Annotated in this window: 21 protein-coding genes; 5 read left to right on the top strand and 16 right to left on the bottom strand. The window is 43.8% G+C overall.

Annotation, left to right across the window (positions count from 1 at the left end):
• Nucleotides 1–16: 16 nt before the first annotated feature.
• From vga(F) to yycF, 4 genes are all read right to left on the bottom strand, one after another.
• On the bottom strand, nt 17–1402 hold the full coding sequence (gene vga(F), locus ACHBIE_RS06390; protein WP_394732976.1) for an ABC-F type ribosomal protection protein Vga(F): 1386 nt from the start codon (nt 1400–1402) through the stop codon (nt 17–19).
• A gap of 252 nt (nt 1403–1654) precedes the next feature.
• Complete coding sequence (locus ACHBIE_RS06385) at nt 1655–2458, bottom strand: MBL fold metallo-hydrolase (RefSeq protein WP_394732974.1); 804 nt, start codon at nt 2456–2458, stop codon at nt 1655–1657.
• A gap of 5 nt (nt 2459–2463) precedes the next feature.
• Nucleotides 2464–3813 carry a cell wall metabolism sensor histidine kinase VicK gene (gene vicK / locus ACHBIE_RS06380; RefSeq protein ID WP_394732972.1) on the bottom strand — a complete coding sequence of 450 codons (1350 nt, stop codon included), beginning with the start codon at nt 3811–3813 and terminating at the stop codon, nt 2464–2466.
• Nucleotides 3806–4510 (bottom strand): response regulator YycF, encoded by a 705-nt coding sequence (gene yycF, locus ACHBIE_RS06375; RefSeq protein WP_105122701.1) that lies wholly within the window; start codon nt 4508–4510, stop codon nt 3806–3808. Before yycF ends, vicK begins: the two co-directional genes overlap by 8 nt.
• 191 nt (nt 4511–4701) lie before the next feature.
• Here yycF and ACHBIE_RS06370 point away from each other — a divergent pair, with 191 nt between their 5' ends.
• The 4 genes from ACHBIE_RS06370 to ACHBIE_RS06355 all read left to right on the top strand — a co-directional run bounded on the left by ACHBIE_RS06370 (nt 4702) and on the right by ACHBIE_RS06355 (nt 7991).
• Nucleotides 4702–5463 carry an amino acid ABC transporter ATP-binding protein gene (locus ACHBIE_RS06370; protein WP_105110792.1) on the top strand — a complete coding sequence of 254 codons (762 nt, stop codon included), beginning with the start codon at nt 4702–4704 and terminating at the stop codon, nt 5461–5463.
• Nucleotides 5464–5472: 9 nt separating this feature from the next.
• Entirely contained in the window at nt 5473–6312 is an 840-nt protein-coding gene (locus tag ACHBIE_RS06365) for a transporter substrate-binding domain-containing protein (RefSeq protein WP_105122700.1), read from the top strand.
• Between the two features lie 309 nt (nt 6313–6621).
• On the top strand, nt 6622–7320 hold the full coding sequence (locus ACHBIE_RS06360) for an amino acid ABC transporter permease (protein ID WP_394719763.1): 699 nt from the start codon (nt 6622–6624) through the stop codon (nt 7318–7320).
• A gap of 11 nt (nt 7321–7331) precedes the next feature.
• Nucleotides 7332–7991, top strand: coding sequence for an amino acid ABC transporter permease (locus ACHBIE_RS06355; RefSeq protein ID WP_105110789.1), 660 nt, complete (start codon nt 7332–7334; stop codon nt 7989–7991).
• Between the two features lie 172 nt (nt 7992–8163).
• Here ACHBIE_RS06355 and ACHBIE_RS06350 read toward each other — a convergent pair whose 3' ends face one another.
• Complete coding sequence (locus ACHBIE_RS06350) at nt 8164–9210, bottom strand: zinc-binding dehydrogenase (protein ID WP_394732971.1); 1047 nt, start codon at nt 9208–9210, stop codon at nt 8164–8166.
• A gap of 21 nt (nt 9211–9231) precedes the next feature.
• Nucleotides 9232–9783, bottom strand: coding sequence for a DapH/DapD/GlmU-related protein (locus ACHBIE_RS06345; protein ID WP_394733008.1), 552 nt, complete (start codon nt 9781–9783; stop codon nt 9232–9234).
• 172 nt (nt 9784–9955) lie between these two features.
• Between ACHBIE_RS06345 and ACHBIE_RS06340 the strand changes: the two genes are divergently transcribed.
• On the top strand, nt 9956–10831 hold the full coding sequence (locus tag ACHBIE_RS06340) for a LysR family transcriptional regulator (protein WP_394732970.1): 876 nt from the start codon (nt 9956–9958) through the stop codon (nt 10829–10831).
• A gap of 104 nt (nt 10832–10935) precedes the next feature.
• On the opposite strand, the gene thrS is transcribed toward ACHBIE_RS06340, so the two are convergent.
• The 10 genes from thrS to ACHBIE_RS06290 form a co-directional block, all read right to left on the bottom strand.
• A complete protein-coding gene (thrS, locus tag ACHBIE_RS06335) occupies nt 10936–12885 on the bottom strand; it encodes a threonine--tRNA ligase (protein ID WP_105122730.1) in 1950 nt (649 codons plus the stop codon).
• 154 nt (nt 12886–13039) lie between these two features.
• Nucleotides 13040–13357, bottom strand: a complete 318-nt coding sequence (locus ACHBIE_RS06330) for a MazG-like protein (protein WP_105122696.1) — start codon at nt 13355–13357, stop codon at nt 13040–13042.
• A 258-nt stretch (nt 13358–13615) separates the two neighbouring features.
• Complete coding sequence (locus ACHBIE_RS06325; protein ID WP_105122695.1) at nt 13616–13999, bottom strand: hypothetical protein; 384 nt, start codon at nt 13997–13999, stop codon at nt 13616–13618.
• Between the two features lie 11 nt (nt 14000–14010).
• On the bottom strand, nt 14011–15324 hold the full coding sequence (locus ACHBIE_RS06320) for a glycosyltransferase family 4 protein (protein ID WP_105122694.1): 1314 nt from the start codon (nt 15322–15324) through the stop codon (nt 14011–14013).
• Nucleotides 15325–16323 carry a glycosyltransferase family 4 protein gene (locus tag ACHBIE_RS06315; protein WP_105122693.1) on the bottom strand — a complete coding sequence of 333 codons (999 nt, stop codon included), beginning with the start codon at nt 16321–16323 and terminating at the stop codon, nt 15325–15327. It lies immediately after the preceding gene.
• A gap of 167 nt (nt 16324–16490) precedes the next feature.
• Nucleotides 16491–17237, bottom strand: a complete 747-nt coding sequence (locus ACHBIE_RS06310; RefSeq protein WP_161943361.1) for an LPXTG cell wall anchor domain-containing protein — start codon at nt 17235–17237, stop codon at nt 16491–16493.
• 7 nt (nt 17238–17244) lie between these two features.
• On the bottom strand, nt 17245–17910 hold the full coding sequence (locus tag ACHBIE_RS06305; RefSeq protein WP_161943360.1) for a hypothetical protein: 666 nt from the start codon (nt 17908–17910) through the stop codon (nt 17245–17247).
• A 317-nt stretch (nt 17911–18227) separates the two neighbouring features.
• On the bottom strand, nt 18228–18704 hold the full coding sequence (locus ACHBIE_RS06300; protein WP_105122691.1) for a YSIRK-type signal peptide-containing protein: 477 nt from the start codon (nt 18702–18704) through the stop codon (nt 18228–18230).
• Nucleotides 18705–18906: 202 nt separating this feature from the next.
• Complete coding sequence (uvrB, locus tag ACHBIE_RS06295; RefSeq protein ID WP_105122690.1) at nt 18907–20892, bottom strand: excinuclease ABC subunit UvrB; 1986 nt, start codon at nt 20890–20892, stop codon at nt 18907–18909.
• Nucleotides 20889–21554: a hypothetical protein gene (locus ACHBIE_RS06290; RefSeq protein ID WP_394732969.1), complete on the bottom strand. Its 666-nt coding sequence runs from the start codon at nt 21552–21554 to the stop codon at nt 20889–20891. The genes uvrB and ACHBIE_RS06290 overlap by 4 nt, the downstream gene beginning before the upstream one ends.
• Nucleotides 21555–21600 lie beyond the last annotated feature (46 nt).

The raw sequence follows: 21600 nt of genomic DNA, 5'->3' as shown, positions 1-21600 counted from the left end.
TCAAATAATATTTTCTCTATAAACGTTGAACAAGCTGACAATTCTCAACCAACCATTTTCTGTGCACAACACTCTCAACAAACCGCTGATCATGGGAAATCAAGAGCACACTTCCCTGGTATTCCTGCAAAAATTTCTCCAGAGCTTCGATAGCTGTAATATCCAAATAATTTGTTGGCTCATCTACTATCAAAAGATTTGCATCCGATAACAAGACCTTGGCCAAGGAAACCCGAACACGTTCACCACCAGACAGATTTGCCACCTTCTGCTGGGCCTTATCGTAAGAGAGTCCCAACATGCCCAATAAATTGAGAACCGTTACCTTATCTTGAAGCGATGTCGAGCTAGCATTCACAAAGGCTGTTTCTTCTTCATTGAGACTTGTCAAATCTTGGGAGAAATAAGCAATTTTTAATTTTGGATTGTAATAGCCTTCTAATTCTTTTGAAATCAATTTCCGAACAAAACTTGTTTTTCCACAGCCATTTGACCCAACCAAAGCTAGTTTATCCCCAAAAGTCATACCAAGCTGAGGAAAATCAAATAAATACTTTTCCCCAATCCACAGCTGTCCATCCTGCAAGCGAAAGAGACTGTGAAGACCAGTATCCAAGGCACCTTTCGCTTCCATCTTTACCCACGTTTCCTTTCTAGGTTGTTCAACCTTTTCCAAACGCTCCATCCGTTTTTCCAAATGCTTGGCAGTCTTGGCCATAGACTTGGCTTGACTGTCATAGGAACCCATCATGGCATTAACCTTCCACTCGGACGATGAAAAACCTTTCTTTTTCTTCCCCATCTTTTGAGCCTTTGCCTGACGCTCTTGCTGGGCTTTTTTTAGTTGAGTGACTTTTTTCTGATAGGCTTCATAGGCCTCCTGCTGCCCCTCTCGCCTAGCTCGGCGACTTTCTACAAATGCCTCGTAATTCCCAGGATAAACCTGAATAGTTCCTTCTTCTAAATGCCAAATGTGACTGGCTATTTGATTGAGAAAATGCCGATCATGGCTGACAACCAATAGGCTGCCACGATAACGTTTGATTTGTTTAATCAGCTTTTCCTGATGTTCTTGGTCTAAGTTGGCAGTCGGTTCATCCATGATTAACAACTGCGGTCTTTGGGCAAAAGCCTCTTGAATAGACTTCCAAACCTGTTCCCCGCCTGAAAGGCAAGTAACCTCTTGTAATTGTGGGACATAGGCCCAATCCGCTTTTACCTCAATCTGACCAGCAAAATCCCTATCCAGTCCTAGTAAGATTTTCAAAAAAGTAGACTTGCCAACACCATTATTTCCAACCAAACCAACCTTTTGACCAGCTTGAAGGCTTAACTGCTGGATTGTAAACAAACTACGTCCCGCAAATTCCTTCTCTAATTGAATACATTTTATCATTTCCATATAGACCTCTTTTCTTCGTATAAGGACTTATATCTTTGAAAAGTGCATGCAAAAAAGCCATGCAAAACATGACCTTTCCCTATGGAAAAGTCACATGAATAGTAAGCCCTTATGAGCAGTATTATCCCTTGTATCGTCGGTTCATGTAACCTCACAACAAGTTTTAAGAACGACTAATAAGTAGCTTAATTATTCATGTAACTTCACCTCACGTATTTTATATATTTATTCTAAACAAGTTCAATGAATTTGTCAAATCTTGGTCAAGGGTGTCGCTGTATCTGGCGAGGTATCATAGACCTGGAAATCCACTCCAACTCCTAAATCAGCCTGCGCCAACTGATTAACCATGGTCATGTGAGCCAATTCCTTGATATTGTTTTCCTTTGATAAATGCCCAAGGTAAATCTTTTTAGTCCGATTTCCTAGTGAGCGAATCATGGCATCTGCCCCATCCTCGTTACAAAGGTGGCCCTTATCAGACAAAATCCGTTGTTTGAGGTTCCAAGAGTAAGAACCCGCACGCAAGATTTCAACATCATGGTTAGACTCAATCAAATAGGCATCTGCGTTGGCTACAATCCCAGCCATTCGATCGCTGACATAGCCAGTATCCGTTAACATGACAAAGGACTTATCATCCTTCATAAAGCGATAAAATTGAGGACAGGCCGCATCATGACTGACACCAAAAGACTCTATATCTAGGTCACCAAAGGTCTTCATGGCACCCAATTCAAAGATATGTTTTTGAGCCACATCAATCTTACCCAATTTGCTTTCCATTGCCTGCCAAGTCAATTCGTTGGCATAAATATCCATACCATATTTACGTGCCAGAACACCGATACCATGGATATGGTCGCTATGCTCATGGGTGACTAAAATCGCATCAATATCTTCTGGCTTGCGGTCAATTTCTGCCAAAAGGCTGGTAATCTTCTTACCAGAAAGCCCCGCATCCACCAAAATTCGTTTCTTAGGCGTCTCCAAATAAAAACAATTGCCGCTGGAGCCCGACGCCAAAATACTATATTTAAAACCTACTTCCGTCATAACTCCTATTCTTCCTCAAGAGTGTCATCCCACTCATCCATAGCAATTTCCTTACTGTATGGCAAGACAATAGTAAAGGTCGAACCATGTCCATATTCTGACTTGGCCCAAATGAATCCCTTGTGTTGCTTGACAATTTCTTTGGCAATGGCCAAACCTAGACCAGTACCACCCTGGGCGCGTGAACGAGCCTTATCTACACGATAGAATCGGTCGAAAATCCTTGGTAAATCAGCCTTTGGAATGCCCAAGCCTTCATCCGAAATTGAAACAATCAACTGACTATCTGTCGTTTTCATACTAAAGGTAATAGTCCCACCGTCAGGTGAATACTTGATGGCATTGTTTAAGATATTATCCAAAACTTGGGTCAGCTTATCTGTATCAATTTCGACCCAGATTGGACTTATTTGATAATCACGAACAATGGTATAAACTTTATCAGAATCAGAATGCTTCATCTGATCAAAACGGTTGAGAATAAAGGTCACAAAGGCTGTAAAGTTAATCAATTCAACATCCATTTCACCGACTTGATTATCAATCCTTGACAAACTTAACAAATCGGTAATCATTCGCATCATGCGGTTGGTCTCATCTAAGGATACCTTAACAAAACTTGGTGCAACTGATTCCGTCAACGCCCCCTCATCCAGGGCTTCTAAATAGGATTTGACAGATGTCAAAGGTGTACGCAATTCATGGCTGACATTTGAGACAAAGAGACGGCGTTCCCGTTCTTCCTTGGCCTGCTCGGTCATATCATGCAAGACGACAACCAAGCCTGAAATTAGACCGCTTTCGCTCCGAATGGTTGCAAAATTGGCCCGAAGGGTAATAAATTCCTGGTTTTCATTGGTGTGCTCAAGCACAATTTCCGGTGTCTGAGCCAGCAATTCACGAAAACTGTATTCCTCCTGGAGGTCCAAAACATCCAAGATATCTGATTGCGTCGCCTCCTGTACGCTCAGACCTAATTGTTTCTGGGCCATGTCGTTAATCATAATGATGCGCCCCATTCGATCGGTTGCCACAACACCATCACTCATATAAGACAAAATGGAACTGAGGCGTGTTTTTTCCTGTTCCAAATTATCATGCGTTAGACGAATCATTTCAGACAAATCGTTCAAGGAGTTGGTCATATCCGTAATTTCCGGACTACCTCTTAGATCCAGAACATCCGCATAATCTCCTTCCATGAGCGACTTAACACGTTCATTTAATTGTTTAATCTGCTTATTGTCCCGGTAATTCTCAATCAAGAGAACAGTAATGGCAATCACAAAGCCAATACTGATGACAATAAACCAGAATTCCGAGGTCGTTATCAGGTAACGCAGTTGATTAATCATTGGCTTTTATAAAGTATCCGACGCCACGGCGGGTCAAGATGTATTCAGGGCGGCTTGGAATGTCTTCGATTTTCTCACGCAAACGACGAACCGTCACGTCTACCGTCCGGACATCACCAAAGTAATCATAGCCCCAAACTGTTTCCAGCAAGTGCTCGCGGGTCATGACTTGACCAATGTGTTGGGCCAGATGATAGAGCAGCTCGAACTCCCGGTGGGTCAATTCCAATTCCTTACCATGTTTTTTGGCAACAAAGGCATCGGGCAAAATCACCAGGTCTCCAATGACCAATTCCGCCTTGCCAGCCACTACAGGAATGGACTGGGTCTCTGTCAACTCGCTCCGGCGAAGTAGAGCCTTGACGCGGGCCTGCAATTCACGGTTAGAGAAAGGCTTGGTCACATAATCGTCCGCTCCAATTTCCAAGCCAATAACCTTGTCAAATTCGCTATCCTTGGCAGACAACATAATAATGGGCACATTGCTGGTTTTGCGAATGTTACGGGCCACTTCCAAACCATCCAACTCTGGCAACATCAAATCCAGAATGACAATGTCCGGAAACTCCGCTTCAAATACTTCTAAGGCCTCGCGACCATCAAAAGCTGTCACGACCTCATAGCCCTCACGGGTCATGTTAAATTTAATAATATCCGAGATGGGTCTCTCATCATCTACAACTAGAATTTTTTTCATATTACTTATACCTTTTATTTATTTCTTCTATTATATCATAACTTATCTGGAAAATTCATGTTTAAAATCTATCCCGCTATTCTATGTTATATTTTCTAACATATAGAATTCTTAAATTGTCAGAATATACTTGACATTTAATCTTTGCAATGATATGATGCTTAGTATCGCGTTAGATAAAGGAGATTCTCATGTCATTAGTATCGTTTAAGAATGTTAATAAATATTACGGCGACTACCACGCCCTACGCAATATCAACTTAGAATTTGAACCTGGTCAGGTTGTTGTACTCCTCGGCCCTTCTGGTTCTGGAAAATCCACATTGATTCGTACCATCAATGGACTGGAGTCTGTAGAAGACGGTGAATTGGTGGTACACGGCCACACCGTATCTGGTTCATCTACCAAGGAACTAGTTGCTCTCCGCAAAGAGGTCGGCATGGTTTTCCAACATTTCAACCTCTATCCTCATAAGACAGTCCTAGAAAATGTTACCCTAGCCCCTATCAAGGTTTTGGGCATTGACAAGGCAGAAGCAGAGAAGACTGCGCAGAAATACCTAGAATTTGTAAACCTCTGGGACCGCAAGAACTCTTATCCAGCTATGCTTTCTGGTGGACAGAAGCAGCGTGTGGCTATCGCCCGTGGACTGGCTATGCACCCAGAACTCCTGCTCTTTGATGAGCCAACTTCTGCCCTTGACCCTGAAACCATCGGTGATGTTCTTGCAGTTATGCAAAAATTGGCCCGCGACGGCATGAACATGATTGTTGTAACCCATGAAATGGGCTTTGCCCGTGAGGTGGCTGATCGTATCATCTTCATGGCAGAGGGCGAGGTTTTGGTGGATACGACCGACGTCAATGGCTTCTTCGACAATCCAACAGAACCACGCGCCAAGCAGTTCCTCAGCAAGATTATCAACCACGAATCAGATAAGGTTAAGATCTAGGAGGTGCCTATGGATACAAAGAAAATCAATTTATTTTTCGCCATTCGGATGCTCTTGATTGGTGTGGTCCTCCTCTTTGCTTTCAGTCAAACCAAGGTGCAGACTGAAACTCCTGCTCAAGCTGTCAGCAGCGACCAGGTCCAGGCTATCATTGACCGTGGTGTTCTCCGTGTCGGCGTCAAACAAGACGTACCAAACTTTGGTTTTAAAAATCCAGACACTGGCGAATTTGAAGGAATGGAAATTGACATTGCCCGCAAAATTGCACAAGAACTGGGCGTAGATATCGAATTTACACCAGTTACAGCACAGACCCGTGGTCCACTTCTAGACAACGAGCAGGTCGACATGGTCATCGCGACTTTCACCATCACGGAAGAACGCAAACTCCTCTATAACTTTACCAGCCCTTACTATACAGACGCTGTCGGCTTCCTGGTTAATAAGGATTCTGGTATCAAGACCTTCAAGGATTTGGACGGTAAGAACATCGGGGTTGCCCAAGGCTCTATCACACGAAAACTAATTTCTGATTTAGCTGATAAGCACGGCATTTCCGTAACCTTCGCAGAATTGGGTTCTTATCCTGAACTCTCTGTTTCTCTCCGTGCCCATCGCACAGATGCCTTCTCAGTAGACCAGTCTATCCTGTCAGGCTATATTGGTTCCCAGTCTAAGCTCATGGACTTCAGCTTCTCAGCATCGGACTACGGCATTGTGACTAAATTATCCAATAACGACCTTAATGATTACTTAAACGGTCTCATCGAAACATGGACAGCGGATGGCAGTCTACAGGCTATCTACGATGCCAACGGACTCAAACCTGTCACTGAAACAGATGAATAGGGAGCGGGAAAGAACTCGACTAAGGGAAAGAGAGTTCGTCTGAACTCTCGAGTTTCTAGGTTCAGGCTAAAACGGTCTATTCCCAGACCGTTTTACTCCCTCCCCCGCACAGCTCCAAGGTACGGGGAACCTTTGGAGGTTGGAAATTGAACGAACACAGTTCATATCATTCGTTAGGGCTGGTTCGGAGCGTAAAACGCGAACGAAACCGCCAATCAACCATTGTGCTGAGATGCTGACTCGAACCACAGCAAGTGAGCCGAGACTCACATCCAACCACCTACTACTACATACTAGAAAGGAACGGTTATGTTTGTTTTTGCAACTAGCCCCTATGCTTGGGAAAACTGGCTGAGCTACTTCAATGATTTTCCAGTCTTTTTCCAAGGCTTCCTCTTTACCCTAGCTATTTCTATCGGTGCCTTTATCACGGCCATGCTGCTAGGAATTCTCTTCGGTAGCCTATCATCCAGCAAGAAAAAATCACTCAAATTGTTGGCCCGTATTTATGTTGAATACTACCAAAACACACCACTCTTGGTGCAATTCATGATTGTCTATTACGGTCTGCCCTTGATTTCCAACTATGTGCTCATGCCATCTATCTATTGGACAGCGGTTATCTGTGTCGGGCTTTACCACGGTGCCTATATTGCCGAAGTTATCCGTGCAGGTATCGAGGCAGTACCGACTGGTCAGACTGAGGCTGCCCTATCTCAAGGCTTTACTGCCAGCGAGACTATGCGCATCATCATCTTGCCACAGGCTATACCAACCATTCTTCCACCATTAACCAACCAAGTGGTTAACTTGATTAAAAATACGGCCACGGTCGCTATTATCTCTGGTGCAGACATCATATTCATGACCAAGTCCTGGTCTGCCATGAATGCCAACTACATTCCAGCCTTTGCAGGCGCGGCCTTTCTCTACTTTATCATGTGTTTCCCAGTTGCTAGCTGGGGACGCCGGATTGAAGAGAAAAACAAGGCTGCCTTCAGTCATTAAGGAGGTCTATGATGAATACTATTTCAGAACTTCTCAAACCATCGACCTTCCAATTGCTCTGGTCTGGTTTGCAGCTAACTCTCTACATTTCAAGCATCTCTGTGGTCCTATCTGTCCTCTTCGGAATGATTTTGGCTATCATGCGAAATGGAAAAAATCCACTCTTCAAGTGGATTGCAACGATCTATATCGAATTTGTCCGTAACGTACCCAACCTGCTCTGGATTTTCACTGTTTTCTTGGTATTTCAGATGAAGTCAACGCCAGCTGGTATTACAGCTTTTACCATTTTCACGACCGCTGCTATGGCAGAAATCATCCGCGGTGGTCTCAATGCCATTGGTCCAGGTCAAACAGAGGCTGGTCTGGCGCAAGGATTCACACCTGTCCAGATTATGATTTATATCATCATGCCACAGGCCATTCGCAAGATGTTGCCAGCCATCATTTCACAAATCGTAACGGTCATCAAGGACACCAGTTTCCTCTATTCCGTTATTGCCCTCCAGGAACTCTTTGGCTCCAGCCAAATCCTCATGGGACGCTACTTTGAGGCCGAGCAGGTCTTTGCTCTCTATCTCATGGTTGCCCTCATCTACTTCCTCATCAACTTCGCCATTTCCAGCCTATCACGCTACGTGGCTAAGTCTTGGGCAAGCAGTATTGAATAAGAATGACAACTCCTGATTTTCGGGAGTTTTTTTCTATGCAAAAAGAAGTCCTTTCGGACTTCGCTGATTTACAAAATCGTTCTGCTAGTTGATAGAAAATGACTATGTTGAAGGACAAAATCGTGCTGATAATATTCGAGATTTTTGAGCGAACGAATTTATGAGATAACGGTTACTCAGAAACAATCAACATAGATTTAATCACTTTACGATCCGCCATATCCTGATAGGCTTGGTTAATTTCACTGAAATCATAGGTATTTGTGAAAACTTTACCAGGGTTAATCCTTCCATCCAAGACGGCTTCGAGTAATTCATTTTTGATATAGGTAGTGACCGATGCTGAACCACCGCCGAAGGAAATATTCTGTGAAAACGTCGAGCCAATCGGACGGTTATTGTAGTGAGGAATACCAACATAGCCGATACGACCACCATTATGAAGGACCCCCAGTGCCTGCTCAATAGAAGATTCTGTACCAACGCACTCAAGGGCAGCATCTGCTCCTCCACCTAAAATTTCACGCACCTTTGCAATACCTTTCTCACCACGTTCAGCAACAACAGCAGTTGCACCCAGTTGAAGGGCTAATTTCTGACGATCTTCATAACGGCTCATCATAATGATTTGAGACGCACCTCGCATTTTAGCAGCAATAACGGCACATTGACCGACAGCGCCATCTCCAATCACAACGACCTTGTCGCCTTGTTTCACTTGTGCTACCCTCGCAGCATGATATCCTGTAGGCATGACATCTGCCAAGGCCAGTAAAGACTTCAGCAGATCTTCTGAGTAATCAGATGGCTGACCAGGTACTTTAATCAGTGCCCAGTTTGCATAGTGAAAACGCAGGTATTCTGCCTGGTAACCGTTTCCCCAGTTGGTCGGAGCTACATGATTATCACAAGTGCCGTCAAATCCAGCACGGCAGGCATCGCATTCACCACAACCATGTGTAAAGGGTACAATGACAAAATCTCCGGGATGAATATCTGTCACTTCGGGACCAACTTCTTCAACAATACCAAGTGCCTCATGTCCAGAATTGACAGAATAACCTTCTTTACCATCCCCATGAGAGTATGACCAGAGGTCCGAACCACAAACACAGGCACGGACAATTTTTATAATGGCGTCATCCGGTGCTTGAATCGTTGGTTTATTAACCTCTTCGATAATCATTGACCCAGCTTTTTCAAAAATAGCAATTTTCAATTTAATATTTCCTTCCAAAAATTAATGATTTGTATTTATAATTTTAGCAGGTACACCTGCAACAGTTGTATTATCAGGTACATCCTTTGTCACAACACTTCCAGCACCTACTATAGCATTTTCACCAACCGTCACCCCTGGTAATATAGTTGCTCCCGCACCAATCCAAGCATTGTTCTTAATATGGACGGATTTCAAAATTAAGCCCCGTCGCTGTGATGATTCTTGAGGGTGATTAACTGAGATAATCATAGCACGAGGACCAATCAAGACCTTGTCCTCAATAACAATCCCACCTAAATCTGTCATCATCACATCCGTATTGATAAAAACTTCCTTACCAATGGAAATATGGCGTCCGAAATCCGTTCGGAAAGGCAATGCAATTGACGTTGTATCATCCAACTTCTTACACATGATTTTTTCCAGCAAGTCACGTTTACTTGCTTCGCTTTGGACTTCTGTATTCAATTTTTCTATAAGCGGTAAGGTTACAGCAGTAATTTCGTGAATAAGTTCGTAAACAATGTCTCCTTTTTTAATGATTTCTCCTGTTTCAATAAACGATTTAATTTCTTGATGCATACTTCATACCTTATTTTAGTTACTGTTTCCTTTCCTGTTTTCTTTAGATATTTTATTACAAACACAAACCATAATCAAATACTTGTTTTATGTTCTACGTATGCCTGTAAGGCATATGTTGTGGTATAATAATTCTAAAAAAAAACACTAGGAGATAGTAATGGATATCCGTGTTCTTAATTACTTTGTCACAATCGTACAAACCAAATCTATATCTAATGCCGCCAAGGCCTTGCATATCACACAGCCAACCCTTTCTCGACAAATTCGAGACTTGGAAACAGAATTAGAAACTCAGCTTTTCGATCGTAGTAGCCGAGAAATTCAGATAACCGAAGACGGGCGTTACCTTTACAATCGCGCCATAGAAATTCTATCCTTAGTCAATAAAACAGAAAATAACATCCGTAGAAACGATGGTATTTCGGGTGAACTTAGTATTGGAGCCGCGGAAAGCCAATCTCTGGATATCATGGCACGAGCCGTTAAAAAATTGACCACTACTTATCCAGAAGTTAAAGTACACATTCTTAGTGGTAACGCTGACTATGTACAAGAATATTTAGACCAAGGCAATATTGATATCGGTATAACCTTTGGTCCTTTTGATGAAAGTAAATATAATCACTTACCTCTTCCAAATAGAGATTCTTGGGGGATACTTGTTCCAAAAAATCATCCCTTAGCCACTCTTCAGACCCCAAAACTTCATGATGTAATCAAATATCCACTGATAGTATCTGCTCAGCCCAACATCACCTTTGAAGAACTAGATAAAGTTGGTGATTATCGCATTGTTGCAACTTATAATCTTCTATATAATGCTGCTCTTCTTGTCAAAGCAGGTGTTGGTGTTGCACTTTGCTTGAACGGCATTGTCCTGACTGATGAATATAGCCAACTAAAATTTATAAAATTACAAGAAGGTAACCATGACCCTCTACAAGTTCTCTGGAAAAAACAAAACAATCAATCCAGGGTCGCCAATAAGTTTTTAAAAATTTTAAAAGAGATTTCTGAAACGAATGTCCAGTAAAATGACAATCAGCTTTCTAAAGAAACCTAGTCTACTCTATTTTGAAAACTTGGGAGTTTTTCGCTATCAAAAAAGAAGCCCTTTCGGACTTCTCCTTATAGTTATTATTCAGCATCAGTTGGACGTGACTTGCGGGCAATATCTGCTAAGATGTGGTCCACAAATTCTGCGACAGATTGAGTTTGTGTTGCCTTGCTTCCGTAACGACGAACGTTGACAGCATTGTCTTCCATTTCCTTGTCACCAACGATGAGCTGGTATGGAATCTTGCTAGTCTGGCTCTGACGAATCTTGTATTGCATCTTCTCGTTACGTTCATCCACGTGTACGCGAACGCCACGGTCTTGCAATTCTTTTGCAACCTTCCAAGCATAGTCCAAATGAGCTTCCACAGAGATTGGAATCATAGTCACTTGGGTTGGAGCCAACCAAGTTGGGAAGGCACCCTTGTAGGTTTCGATCAAGATGGCAGTGAAGCGTTCCATGGTCGAGATAACACCACGGTGAATCATGACTGGGCGGTGCTCCTCGCCGTCAGCACCAATGTAGGTCAAGCCAAAACGTTCTGGCAAGAGGAAGTCCAACTGAATGGTTGACAGGGTTTCTTCGTTACCAAGGGCAGTCTTGACTTGGATATCCAATTTCGGACCGTAGAAGGCAGCTTCACCCTCAGCCTCAAAGTAGTCCACGCCCATTTCATCCATGGCACCCTTCAACATACGCTGGGCATTTTCCCACATCTCATCGTTGTCATAGTACTTCTCTTTGTCCTCTGGGTCACGATAAGACAGGCGGAAACGGTAGTCGTTTAGGTTGAAATCTGCGTACACATCGATAATCAACTGGAGAGCTTTTTTAAACTCTTCTTGGATTTGCTCAGGTGTCACGAAAATATGACCGTCGTTGAGCGTCATCTCACGTACACGCTGCAAACCAGTAAGAGCACCAGATTTTTCATAGCGGTGCATCATACCAAGCTCAGCGATACGTACTGGCAATTCACGGTAAGAACGCACATGGTTTTTGTAAACTTGAATGTGGTGCGGACAGTTCATCGGACGAAGAACAAACTCCTCACCGTCGCCCATGTCCATGGTTGGAAACATATCTTCTGAGTAATGCTCCCAGTGACCTGAAGTCTTGTAGAGCTCAACAGAAGCCAACGGTGGCGTATAAACGTGCTGGTAACCAGAAGCCAACTCTTTATCTGTGATGTAACGCTCCAAGGTACGACGGATAGTTGCTCCGTTTGGCAACCAGAATGGCAAACCTTGACCAACTTCTTGGCTAATCATGAAAAGATCCAATTCCTTACCAAGTTTACGGTGGTCACGCTCTTTGGCTTCCTCACGCATTTGAAGGTAAGCCTTGAGGTCTTTCTTGTCAAACCAAGCTGTACCATAGACCCGTTGCATCATTGGATTTTCGCTCTTACCACGCCAGTAAGCACCTGCCACATTGAGCAATTCAAAAATCTGGATACGACCTGTTGACGGAACGTGTGGGCCACGGCAGAGGTCAACGTATTCACCCTGGGTATAGATGGTCAAACCGCCTTCGTCATCAGAATGTTCCTGAATCAATTCCAACTTGTAGGGATCATTTTTGAAAATCTCAAGAGCTTCTTCCTTGGTCACCTCACAGCGTTCTGAAGGGAAGTTTTCCTTGACAATCTTCATCATTTCTTCCTGAATACGTGGCAGGTCTTCATTTGAAATCTGACCAGCCGCATTGTCCGTGTCATAGTAGAAACCGTCTTGAATAGCTGGACCAACACCCAACTTAATGTCTGGGAAAAGGCGACGAGCCGCTTGGGCAAACAAGTGAGCTGCTGAGTGACGCAAAATGTCTAAGGCATCCTCATGGTCAGGTGTTACGATTTCAAGCGTGCCGTCCTCTTCAATAGCACGAGTAGTATCAATCAATTTACCATTGAACTTACCAGCAAGCGCCTTTTTCGCCAAAGACTTGCTGATGCTCTCAGCAATTTCAAAAGTAGTCACACCAGCTTGGTACTCACGAACAGCACCATCTGGGAAAGTAATTTTAATCATAATATAAGATATAAAGGGCGTTAAGCGGACACAGACAAAATAGGAAACAGAACGACGACGCAAGCGTCTAGTTCTCGTTTATCTTTTTGGCCCAGTCCGTAGCCCGTATTCAGTTCAACCAAATACGGAGACCCTAGTCCTTTCTATTTTTTATTTATTTTTTAATCCCCAATAACTCTTCTTTCTGAGTTAAAAAGGTTTCCATTTCTTTTTGAATATCAATATCTAGGCGGTCAGCTAATTCGATTAACCACCAGATATTTTCAGCCATTTTATGCTCCAAGCTATAGGGCGTTTCGTCATAGTAACGACCCTGCCTGGTCATAATCAGACGGTTCATGTTGCCAATATCATTGGTCAAGGCCAAGAGGTCCTCTTCAATAGACCATTCTTTGTCATGGTGCTTGAGTTCCAACTCTCTATAGGCTATTCGCACATCTTGGCACCGTTTTAATAAGTCATCAGGTAGCATAACTACTCCTCCAAAATAAAATACGACATCCTCACAAAAGGACGTCGTAACGTGGTTCCACCTTCATTCATCACCAGCTCAAAAAAACTGATGACCTCAGAATGGCGATAAGGGAACCACCCTTTTATGTTTGCATAAAATCATACCGAGTAGTGTCCATCCTATCCTCTATGCGCTCACAGCAACCGCGCACTCTCTCAAAGATTTCCTAGAATGGATAAGTCTCTAACAGTTATTATAGCAGGATTTTCGGATTTTTCAAGGATTTTTGCGAGAATTTCTAGATTTTCCAATTCCAAGCATCTTCCTCATCAAAACCCCTACTCCTACTCCGAGAAAACCTATGAGAATGTAAGGAATAACGTAGATTTCTGAGCCCTCTGCATTTGGAAAAATCAGGGTATCGACTGGCAGATAAAGCAAGCCTTGTAGCAGTGGAAACCACCAGGAAAAGCCGTTTTTTATTGAATAGATTGTCGATACAAGTAAAATAAAGACCGGCTGGTAGATGATAATTAAGTTAATCAAAATCCCTTTTATAGTATAGTCATCCAGCGGAGAATACATAATCAGCACCGGCACCAGATAATAGACCAGCAAAGTAGGCAAGATGTACCAAAAGATTTTTCCTGAATTCTTCATTTTCATCCCTCCTAATCAAAGAAATTACGAACGGATTTGACCTGAGCAACTGATTTTCTGAGAATGCGAGCTGTGGTGTCGGTTGATTTGACAACGGCCTTGGCTGGTAAGGTGACCGCTCCCTTGAGCAATACTTCTGCCACACTGTCTTGATTGGTGTGTTCCTTCTGGAAATCATGGGAAATTTTCAAATCCAGGTAATACTCAAAAACTCGGTGACCGAAATTCTTGGCGGAAATTTCATAGAGCTTTTTCTCCAGCAAGTAGGCATTCATGCTTGGCGTCGCCAAAATTGCATCAATGACCACATCTGCTATGTCCTTTTCCCGCTTAAAGAGAGTTCCAAACATCTTGTCCGTCACCAAATTATCCAAATAAGGATTCGAATGGGCTAGGATTGGAGTGCCTGATGCCAGGCTTTCCAAGAAAGTCAGACCCTGGGTTTCACTGGTCGATGCCGAGATAAAGAAATCAGCCGCCTTATAGTATAGAGCAGTATCGCTCGGCGCAATCATGCCCGTCATCTGAATATGACTGGCCATCTGCATGCGGTCAATCATCTCCTGCAACTCTCCCGCATAAGGACCACCACCAACGATAACCAGCTTGACCTTGGGATTTTCAGCCAAAATAGCCGGCATGGCCTTGACAAGGGCCTGAATATTTTTTTCATTGGAGATACGAGACAGGCTGAGCAGCATGGTTTCATCCTTAGCAATCCCCAGTTGATGCCTCAGTTCATCAATATCCTCTTGGCAAATCTCAGGTCGGTCAAACTTGGCCAAATCAATTCCTGTCGGTATGACCCTTTTGGAAATAGGAACCTGATACTTATTCAGCAAATCTTCTACAATCTCGCTGGGACAGATAATCCCATCAAGGTCACGGAAGAAGGGTTTGAGGATATACTTGACCATGCTAGGGCGGATAATTTTCCCCTTAGCAATATAGTGGACGTAGTCCTCATACTGGGTATGGTAGGTATGAATAACTGGAATCCCCAATTCCTTGGCAATCAATTTCCCCAAAATCCCCAGAGAAAACTCCGTATGGGTATGAATAATATCCAGCTTGTAACGGCTGGCAATTTTCAAGGCATCCACAAAGCCAGCATAGGCCACTCGACGGTCCTTAAAGGCAAAGAAGGGCACACTAGGAATGCGGATAATATCCCAATCCTCATAGCGGTTGACACCCTCATCAGTGGTCGTAAAAATAAATACTGCATGACCTAGTTTTTCCAGCTCCGTTTTCAGGGTCCGAATAGACGTCGCAACCCCCGAAACCTGCGGAAAATAGGTATCTGTAAACAATCCAATACGCATTTACAACTCCATGACTTGGCGATAGGCTTCTACTAGCTGGTGGGCTACATTGTCCATCGAGCGACTAACTGCCACCTGATAACCTGCCTCGCGCTTGTCTACTTTTTTATCTAAGATATTTTGAATGGATTGGACAAAATCATCGACAGTCTTGCCCAATTCAGCACTTGTTTCATCAATCCAGCCTTCATAAACTGGAATATCTCTCAGCACAACATGTTGGTGGCTGGCTAGAGCTTCCAAGACGACAATCCCTTCCGTCTCTTCATAGGATGGGAAGAAAAAGGCATCCGCTCCGCTCATTGCCCCCTGAAAAACAGCACCCTTGAAGTAACCAGGAAACTCGACATTAGGCGGATGAGCTCCTTCTACAATTTTCCGGATATAGGATGGAATCATCCATTTATTGATAGAGCCCAGCCAAATGAAGCGCACATGGGGAAGCTTTTCAGCCACCTTGACAAAATCCTCTATGCCCTTGCGGCGGAAATAAAGCCCGGCACAGACCACGACTGGTTGTCCCTCTTTAATACCGAAATAATCCCGAAAAACAGCCTCTTTGCGAGCATCTTTCTTGTACTTGTTCAAATCAATCCCATTGGACACGGCAACGATTGGAGTTGTCACCCCATAGGATTGGATGAGCTGCTTAGAATACTCTGACGGGGTAATGATAAAATCTGCTTTTCGGTACATGCTGGCCAGATATTTTCCCACAAATGGCGCCAGGCGATTGGATCCGATAAAGGAATTTTGAAAATCTTCCTTGGTCGAATGCCCGTGCAAGATGACCTTCTTTCCATGACGTTTGGCAGCGTGCAAAAGCAACCAGGAACGTGGCCCATAGGTATTGATATGAATGACATCATAATCCCCTAAAAGGTCCGTCGTATAGGGAATTCCAGCCATGTCCAGGGCTTCCATTTGATGGTGGAGGGCCCGACCAATCCCTGATTTTTCCAGAACTGTCTTGCCTTCCAAATAGAGTAAAACTTTCATGATTCTATTATAGTTGATTTAAAAGAAAAAATATAGCGGAAACATGAAAAATCCAAGAAGACAAGGCTTAGCTTTATTCAACCTTCTACACTGATAATAAATCGAGGAGCAGAAAACCAAAAAGAAGCTGACACAAGGTCAACTTCCCATCATAATAAATATATATTTTAGCCGAGTTCAGCTTTTTTTCTTTTCACTAAACCAAATCCAAGCATTCCCACTACAAGTCCAAGAGATGTCAAAGCATCTACTTGTCCAGTATTCGGCAATGTTTTAGCAGTTTGTCCTGAGGATTGATTGCTAACAGATTGTTCAGTGTTACCAGTTCCTTGGGATGAGATGCTGGTTTCCTCTGCTGAACCGCCAGCTGCAGCACCACCACCAACTAGATGCGAAATTGTTGGAGTAACTGTTGTTTCTTGCAAGATTTCAGTAGGTAAAATGTGACCCTGACTTAGAATGGCTGTAATGTCAAGCTCTGGTAATTCATGTGTAACGCTGTCGCCTTTTGCTGTGATAATTGAATCCTCAACCAGTGTTTCAACCTGCGGTTCGTCGACTGGAGCTACAACAACTGGCTCGTCGGCTGGTGTTATAACGGCTGGTTCGTCAACTGGCGTATCTACCTGAGGTTCCTCAACCGGAGCTTCTACCTGTGGTTCGTCTTCTGGGGTGACAACTGCTGGTTCATCAACTGGGGTCTCTTCGACTGGCGCCGGTTGACTGCCGATAATGATAACTTTGGCAATTGGTTCGATAATTGTAGTTGTACTTGTCGCTGTTACTTCGCCAGTGACTGCGTCAATTTTATAAGTTGTGGTTGTCGTCTCACTGCCGTCAACACCACCAGTCTCACTATAGTAGCCCACAGGTTTAGTAGAATCTGACTCATAGCGAGTACCATACTCGATCATCACTGTCTCAACTACCGGCTGTGTACCTTGGTAATGACTTTCTCTTCTGGTGCAACAATGACTGGAGTTCCATCGGTTGGAATGCTTGCTCACTTGAAAAATTATTGATCTGTACCGTCTCTTCCGAATAAGCATCTACAACGTGACCGAGCTCGTGAGCCATGACATAGGTTTCCCAGGTAAATTGACCTTTCTCCACATCGATAACACCACCTTTGAAACCGGCATTATTCATATTGATAGTAGCATCATATCCAAGGGTATTTCCACCAAAGCCATAGGGGTCGTCATAAATTTTGATAAGACCGTATTGTGATTTGGCGGCGTCTGGCATGGTCTGGTAGAAATTATAGAAATTGTCAATAGCACTATTTTTAACTGTGAAGTTGCCATAAATCTTGATCAAATCTTCCTTAGTGACCAAATCGCTACGGTTCATGTAGACATTATAGCGGTTTGTCAAACTAGCAAAGAGATCTTTGACGCGATTTAAAGTTGCATCAGAGGCAGTTGTACTACCGATTTTTGCGTAAATTGCCTCACTTCTGAGCATGATAGCCTTGGCTTCCGCATACATACAGGCCGGGATAACCGTGCCAAAAGTGTAGCGGTCACTCGGGCTAATCGCTCCCAAGACGGACGCTCGGTTAGACATGGTCACCAATTCCTGCATGGCCAATTTTTGCTGGTCAAACCAACCTTAGTCGTTTCTATTGAATACAGCCATTTGTGGATTTTACGCACGAGAATAGGCACTAGTACGAGCGTAACGCGTTGTACCAACCATCAGTGAACCAAGGTCAGAAATGGTCAAATTTCTTACCGTCGTATTTGTCAGAATATCCCCGTAACCATTTGCCCATAACGTTGATTGATCGATAACAATCTAGTCACTTGGCTTTTCTTTTGTCAAGTCAACGCTGAACTGTGCTGTATAGTGACCTGTCGTCGCATCAAACATCTTTTGTTCAGGAGTATCATCTTGCAACTCTATAATATTGCTCCGTCGCCTGCAGTTACTGGCTCAACATAGGGAATATCCTCTTCAAACAGTTTTTCATTAGGATCTAATGGGAACTTAGCTGTTGCATACTCAGTACCTGGCAAGGTAGACATGGTATTATATTGATTGTGATAAAGAATTAGCTCAGGATCTGATTCTCCTGGTACTTCCTCAACCACAAGTGGCTGTTCTACAGGAATTTCCGCTGGTGCTGGCACTTCAATTACCGGTTCTGTCTCAGTTTCAACAGAAACTTCTACTGATATAGCCGGTTCTTGATTTTCTGTTACCGCAGGTGCTACCACCTCAGCCTGCACATCCTGGTTGCTCACCGCAACTGTTGCTGGATTTTCAGTTGGCAAACTATCGGCGTTAACAATCTGACCACCTAAAAATAGACTCACACAGACTGATGCGGCTCCTACTGAAAATTTACGAATACTAAATCGTTGCTTACGAAACAAATCTGTTTCCCCCTACATTCATCTTAAAAACTTACTGAAAGCAAGTCAGACTCTTATATCTGGAGAAGGCCAAAGCAAAGACTAATTTGAATCAAAAATCGAAAGAATTTTTCAGCATGAACTTGTAGACACTACTTCCTGTAAAAATATAGAAAAAAGAGTATCTAATCGATACCCCTTGATCTGATTTTCTATTACTTTTCTACTTGTTCTTGAGTTCAATGACCATATCCCGAATCTGGGCTGCCAGTTCAAAGTCAAGCACTTCTGCTGCTTCCTGCATCTGAGCCTCCAGCTTCTTAATCATGGCCTTACGTTCGTCACGGTTGAGACTGTCAAAGTCAACTACTTCTTCCGTCTCCTTGGCAATGGCCTTAGTTACACTAATCAGGTCACGGATCTCTTTCTTAATGGTCTGTGGAATGATGCCATGTTCTTCATTATAAGCCATCTGGATTTGACGACGGCGGGCGGTTTCGTCCATAGCCTTCCGCATGGACTCGGTGACCTTGTCCGCATACATAATCACATGGCCCTCAGAGTTACGAGCTGCCCGACCGATTGTCTGGATGAGCCCTCGTTCATTACGGAGGAAACCTTCCTTGTCAGCATCTAGAATAGCAACCAGACTGACTTCTGGCACGTCAATCCCTTCACGCAAGAGGTTAATCCCTATCAAGACATCAAAGACGCCCAAGCGAAGATCACGGATAATCTCCGTACGCTCCAAAGTCTTAATGTCCGAGTGCATATACTTGACCTTAACGCCCATTTCTTTCAGGTAGTCGGTCAAGTCCTCTGCCATTTTCTTGGTCAGGGTAGTGATAAAGGTCCTCTCGCCTTTGTCAACACGCGCATGGATTTCGCCCAAGAGGTCATCCATCTGCCCCATGGTTGGACGAACCTCAACTTCAGGGTCCAAGAGCCCGGTCGGCCGGATAATCTGTTCGACAACGGTCTCTGTCTGCTCCATCTCATAGTCACCCGGCGTCGCTGAGACATAGACAATCTGATGAACATGACTCTCAAATTCTTCCCTGCGCAGCGGACGATTGTCTAGTGCACTCGGGAGACGGAAACCATAGTTGACCAACATCTCTTTCCGTGAGCGGTCACCGTTGTACATCCCCTTAATCTGCCCCATAGTCATGTGGCTCTCGTCAATCATGATGAGATAATCTTCAGGGAAAAAGTCCAGCAGGGTGTATGGGGGCTCGCCCTCGCTTCGCCCGTCCATGTGTCGTGAATAGTTCTCAACTCCGTTGGTGTAGCCCATTTCCCGTAGCATTTCAATATCATACTCGGTTCTCTGTTTCAATCGCTGAGCTTCTAAGAGCTTGCCCTCAGCCTCAAAGACCTTGAGCTGCTCCTCCAGTTCCGCCTGGATTTTGGCAATAGCCGTTTCCATGTGGTCGTCGTTGGTCACGAAGTGAGTAGCGGGAAAAATCGCCAAATGGTCAACATCGCCTAATACCTTGCCAGTCAGACTTTCAATCTCACGAATGCGGTCGATTTCATCACCGAAAAACTCCACACGGAAGGCGTGTTCATCTCGAGAAGCCGGGAAAATCTCCACCACATCGCCACGGACACGGAAACGCCCCCGTTGGAAGTCGATGTCGTTGCGCTCAAACTGAATATCTACCAGACTATTGAGCAACTCATCGCGCGAAATCTCTTGACCCGGACGCAGGCTGACTACGCTATCCGAATACTCCTTGGGCGATCCGAGACCGTAGATACAGGAAACGGAGGCAACAACGATGACATCGTTGCGTTCAAGAAGAGCCGAGGTCGCTGAGTGACGAAGCTTGTCAATTTCATCATTGACCGAGCTATCTTTTTCAATATAGGTATCTGATGAAGGCACGTAAGCCTCTGGTTGATAGTAATCGTAGTAAGACACGAAGTATTCTACCGCATTTTCTGGGAAGAATTCCTTGAACTCACTGTAGAGCTGACCAGCTAGGGTCTTGTTATGGGCGATAACCAGAGTGGGCTTATTGACACGGGAAATGACCTGGCTCATGGTGTAGGTCTTACCCGTACCAGTCGCCCCCATGAGAATCTGAGTTTTTTCGCCCCCTTCGATATTATCCACCAAGGTTTCAATGGCCTGGGGCTGGTCACCAGACGGTGAATATTTGGACACTAGTTTAAATTGGTTTTCAGTATTTCGATTAATCATTTGCTCAGTTTTCTTTCTTCTAGTAAATCTTGCAACATCTCTTCGGAAAAATGCTCAATTGGGCCGGGTTCAACATCAAGAATCGAAGTTGCCGCCGTATATTTCAATAAATTCTTTATCTTAATTCCATATTGTTTAGCATAAAAGACAGCTCGCTCACTGTCATGAAATAATATCAATAAGTGCGTGTAGGTGTCCGACAAACTGGCCCTTGCACTCGTTTTATCCCCAGTCGCAAATGCGATTGTCTTCCCTACAGATACTACTGTTTTTTCAGAAACATTTCCAAAAAGACGGCTCAAGCCTGCTCCTAGTGTCTGTTCTTCTAGGCAGATAAACTCAATTTCGTTTATAGGAATGGACACAGCTTTTCTTCGAAATATTCCCCGATAGAGAACAAAGTGCTTCTCTGTCAGTTCAAATGCTTTTAATCCAAAAAAGAGGCGCTGTATAGAAACGATAATAACCAGATGTGAAGCCAAGGTTGGAATGCCAAAGATCAGTAAAAATAAAATCCCACCGAAGATCACTGTCGCTACATCTTCTCCCCATAAACTGATAAATAAATCAACCGTTAGATAAGACAATGGCAAGCCAAAAAACAAACTCAGACCCAAGGCCAACAAAGATTTCCATCTGCTATAACGAACAATCATACCCATTCCTTTCACTATTCTATTTTACCACAAGTCCGCTTGAACTTACTCA

The organism is Streptococcus sp. A23, from assembly GCF_043674155.1.
In the GTDB taxonomy this organism is placed as follows: domain Bacteria; phylum Bacillota; class Bacilli; order Lactobacillales; family Streptococcaceae; genus Streptococcus; species Streptococcus suis_V.
This window is presented reverse-complemented; position numbering and strand designations above follow the sequence as displayed.

Coding starts and splice junctions, on each gene's coding strand:
- ACHBIE_RS06385 (WP_394732974.1), bottom strand. CDS start 2,458: ATGACGGAAGTAGGTTTTAAATATAGTATTTTGGCGTCGGGCTCCAGC.
- vicK (WP_394732972.1), bottom strand. CDS start 3,813: ATGATTAATCAACTGCGTTACCTGATAACGACCTCGGAATTCTGGTTT.
- yycF (WP_105122701.1), bottom strand. CDS start 4,510: ATGAAAAAAATTCTAGTTGTAGATGATGAGAGACCCATCTCGGATATT.
- ACHBIE_RS06370 (WP_105110792.1), top strand. CDS start 4,702: ATGTCATTAGTATCGTTTAAGAATGTTAATAAATATTACGGCGACTAC.
- ACHBIE_RS06365 (WP_105122700.1), top strand. CDS start 5,473: ATGGATACAAAGAAAATCAATTTATTTTTCGCCATTCGGATGCTCTTG.
- ACHBIE_RS06360 (WP_394719763.1), top strand. CDS start 6,622: ATGTTTGTTTTTGCAACTAGCCCCTATGCTTGGGAAAACTGGCTGAGC.
- ACHBIE_RS06355 (WP_105110789.1), top strand. CDS start 7,332: ATGAATACTATTTCAGAACTTCTCAAACCATCGACCTTCCAATTGCTC.
- ACHBIE_RS06340 (WP_394732970.1), top strand. CDS start 9,956: ATGGATATCCGTGTTCTTAATTACTTTGTCACAATCGTACAAACCAAA.
- thrS (WP_105122730.1), bottom strand. CDS start 12,885: ATGATTAAAATTACTTTCCCAGATGGTGCTGTTCGTGAGTACCAAGCT.
- ACHBIE_RS06330 (WP_105122696.1), bottom strand. CDS start 13,357: ATGCTACCTGATGACTTATTAAAACGGTGCCAAGATGTGCGAATAGCC.
- ACHBIE_RS06325 (WP_105122695.1), bottom strand. CDS start 13,999: ATGAAGAATTCAGGAAAAATCTTTTGGTACATCTTGCCTACTTTGCTG.
- ACHBIE_RS06320 (WP_105122694.1), bottom strand. CDS start 15,324: ATGCGTATTGGATTGTTTACAGATACCTATTTTCCGCAGGTTTCGGGG.
- ACHBIE_RS06315 (WP_105122693.1), bottom strand. CDS start 16,323: ATGAAAGTTTTACTCTATTTGGAAGGCAAGACAGTTCTGGAAAAATCA.
- ACHBIE_RS06310 (WP_161943361.1), bottom strand. CDS start 17,237: ATGATCGAGTATGGTACTCGCTATGAGTCAGATTCTACTAAACCTGTG.
- ACHBIE_RS06305 (WP_161943360.1), bottom strand. CDS start 17,910: ATGCAGGAATTGGTGACCATGTCTAACCGAGCGTCCGTCTTGGGAGCG.
- uvrB (WP_105122690.1), bottom strand. CDS start 20,892: ATGATTAATCGAAATACTGAAAACCAATTTAAACTAGTGTCCAAATAT.
- ACHBIE_RS06290 (WP_394732969.1), bottom strand. CDS start 21,554: ATGGGTATGATTGTTCGTTATAGCAGATGGAAATCTTTGTTGGCCTTG.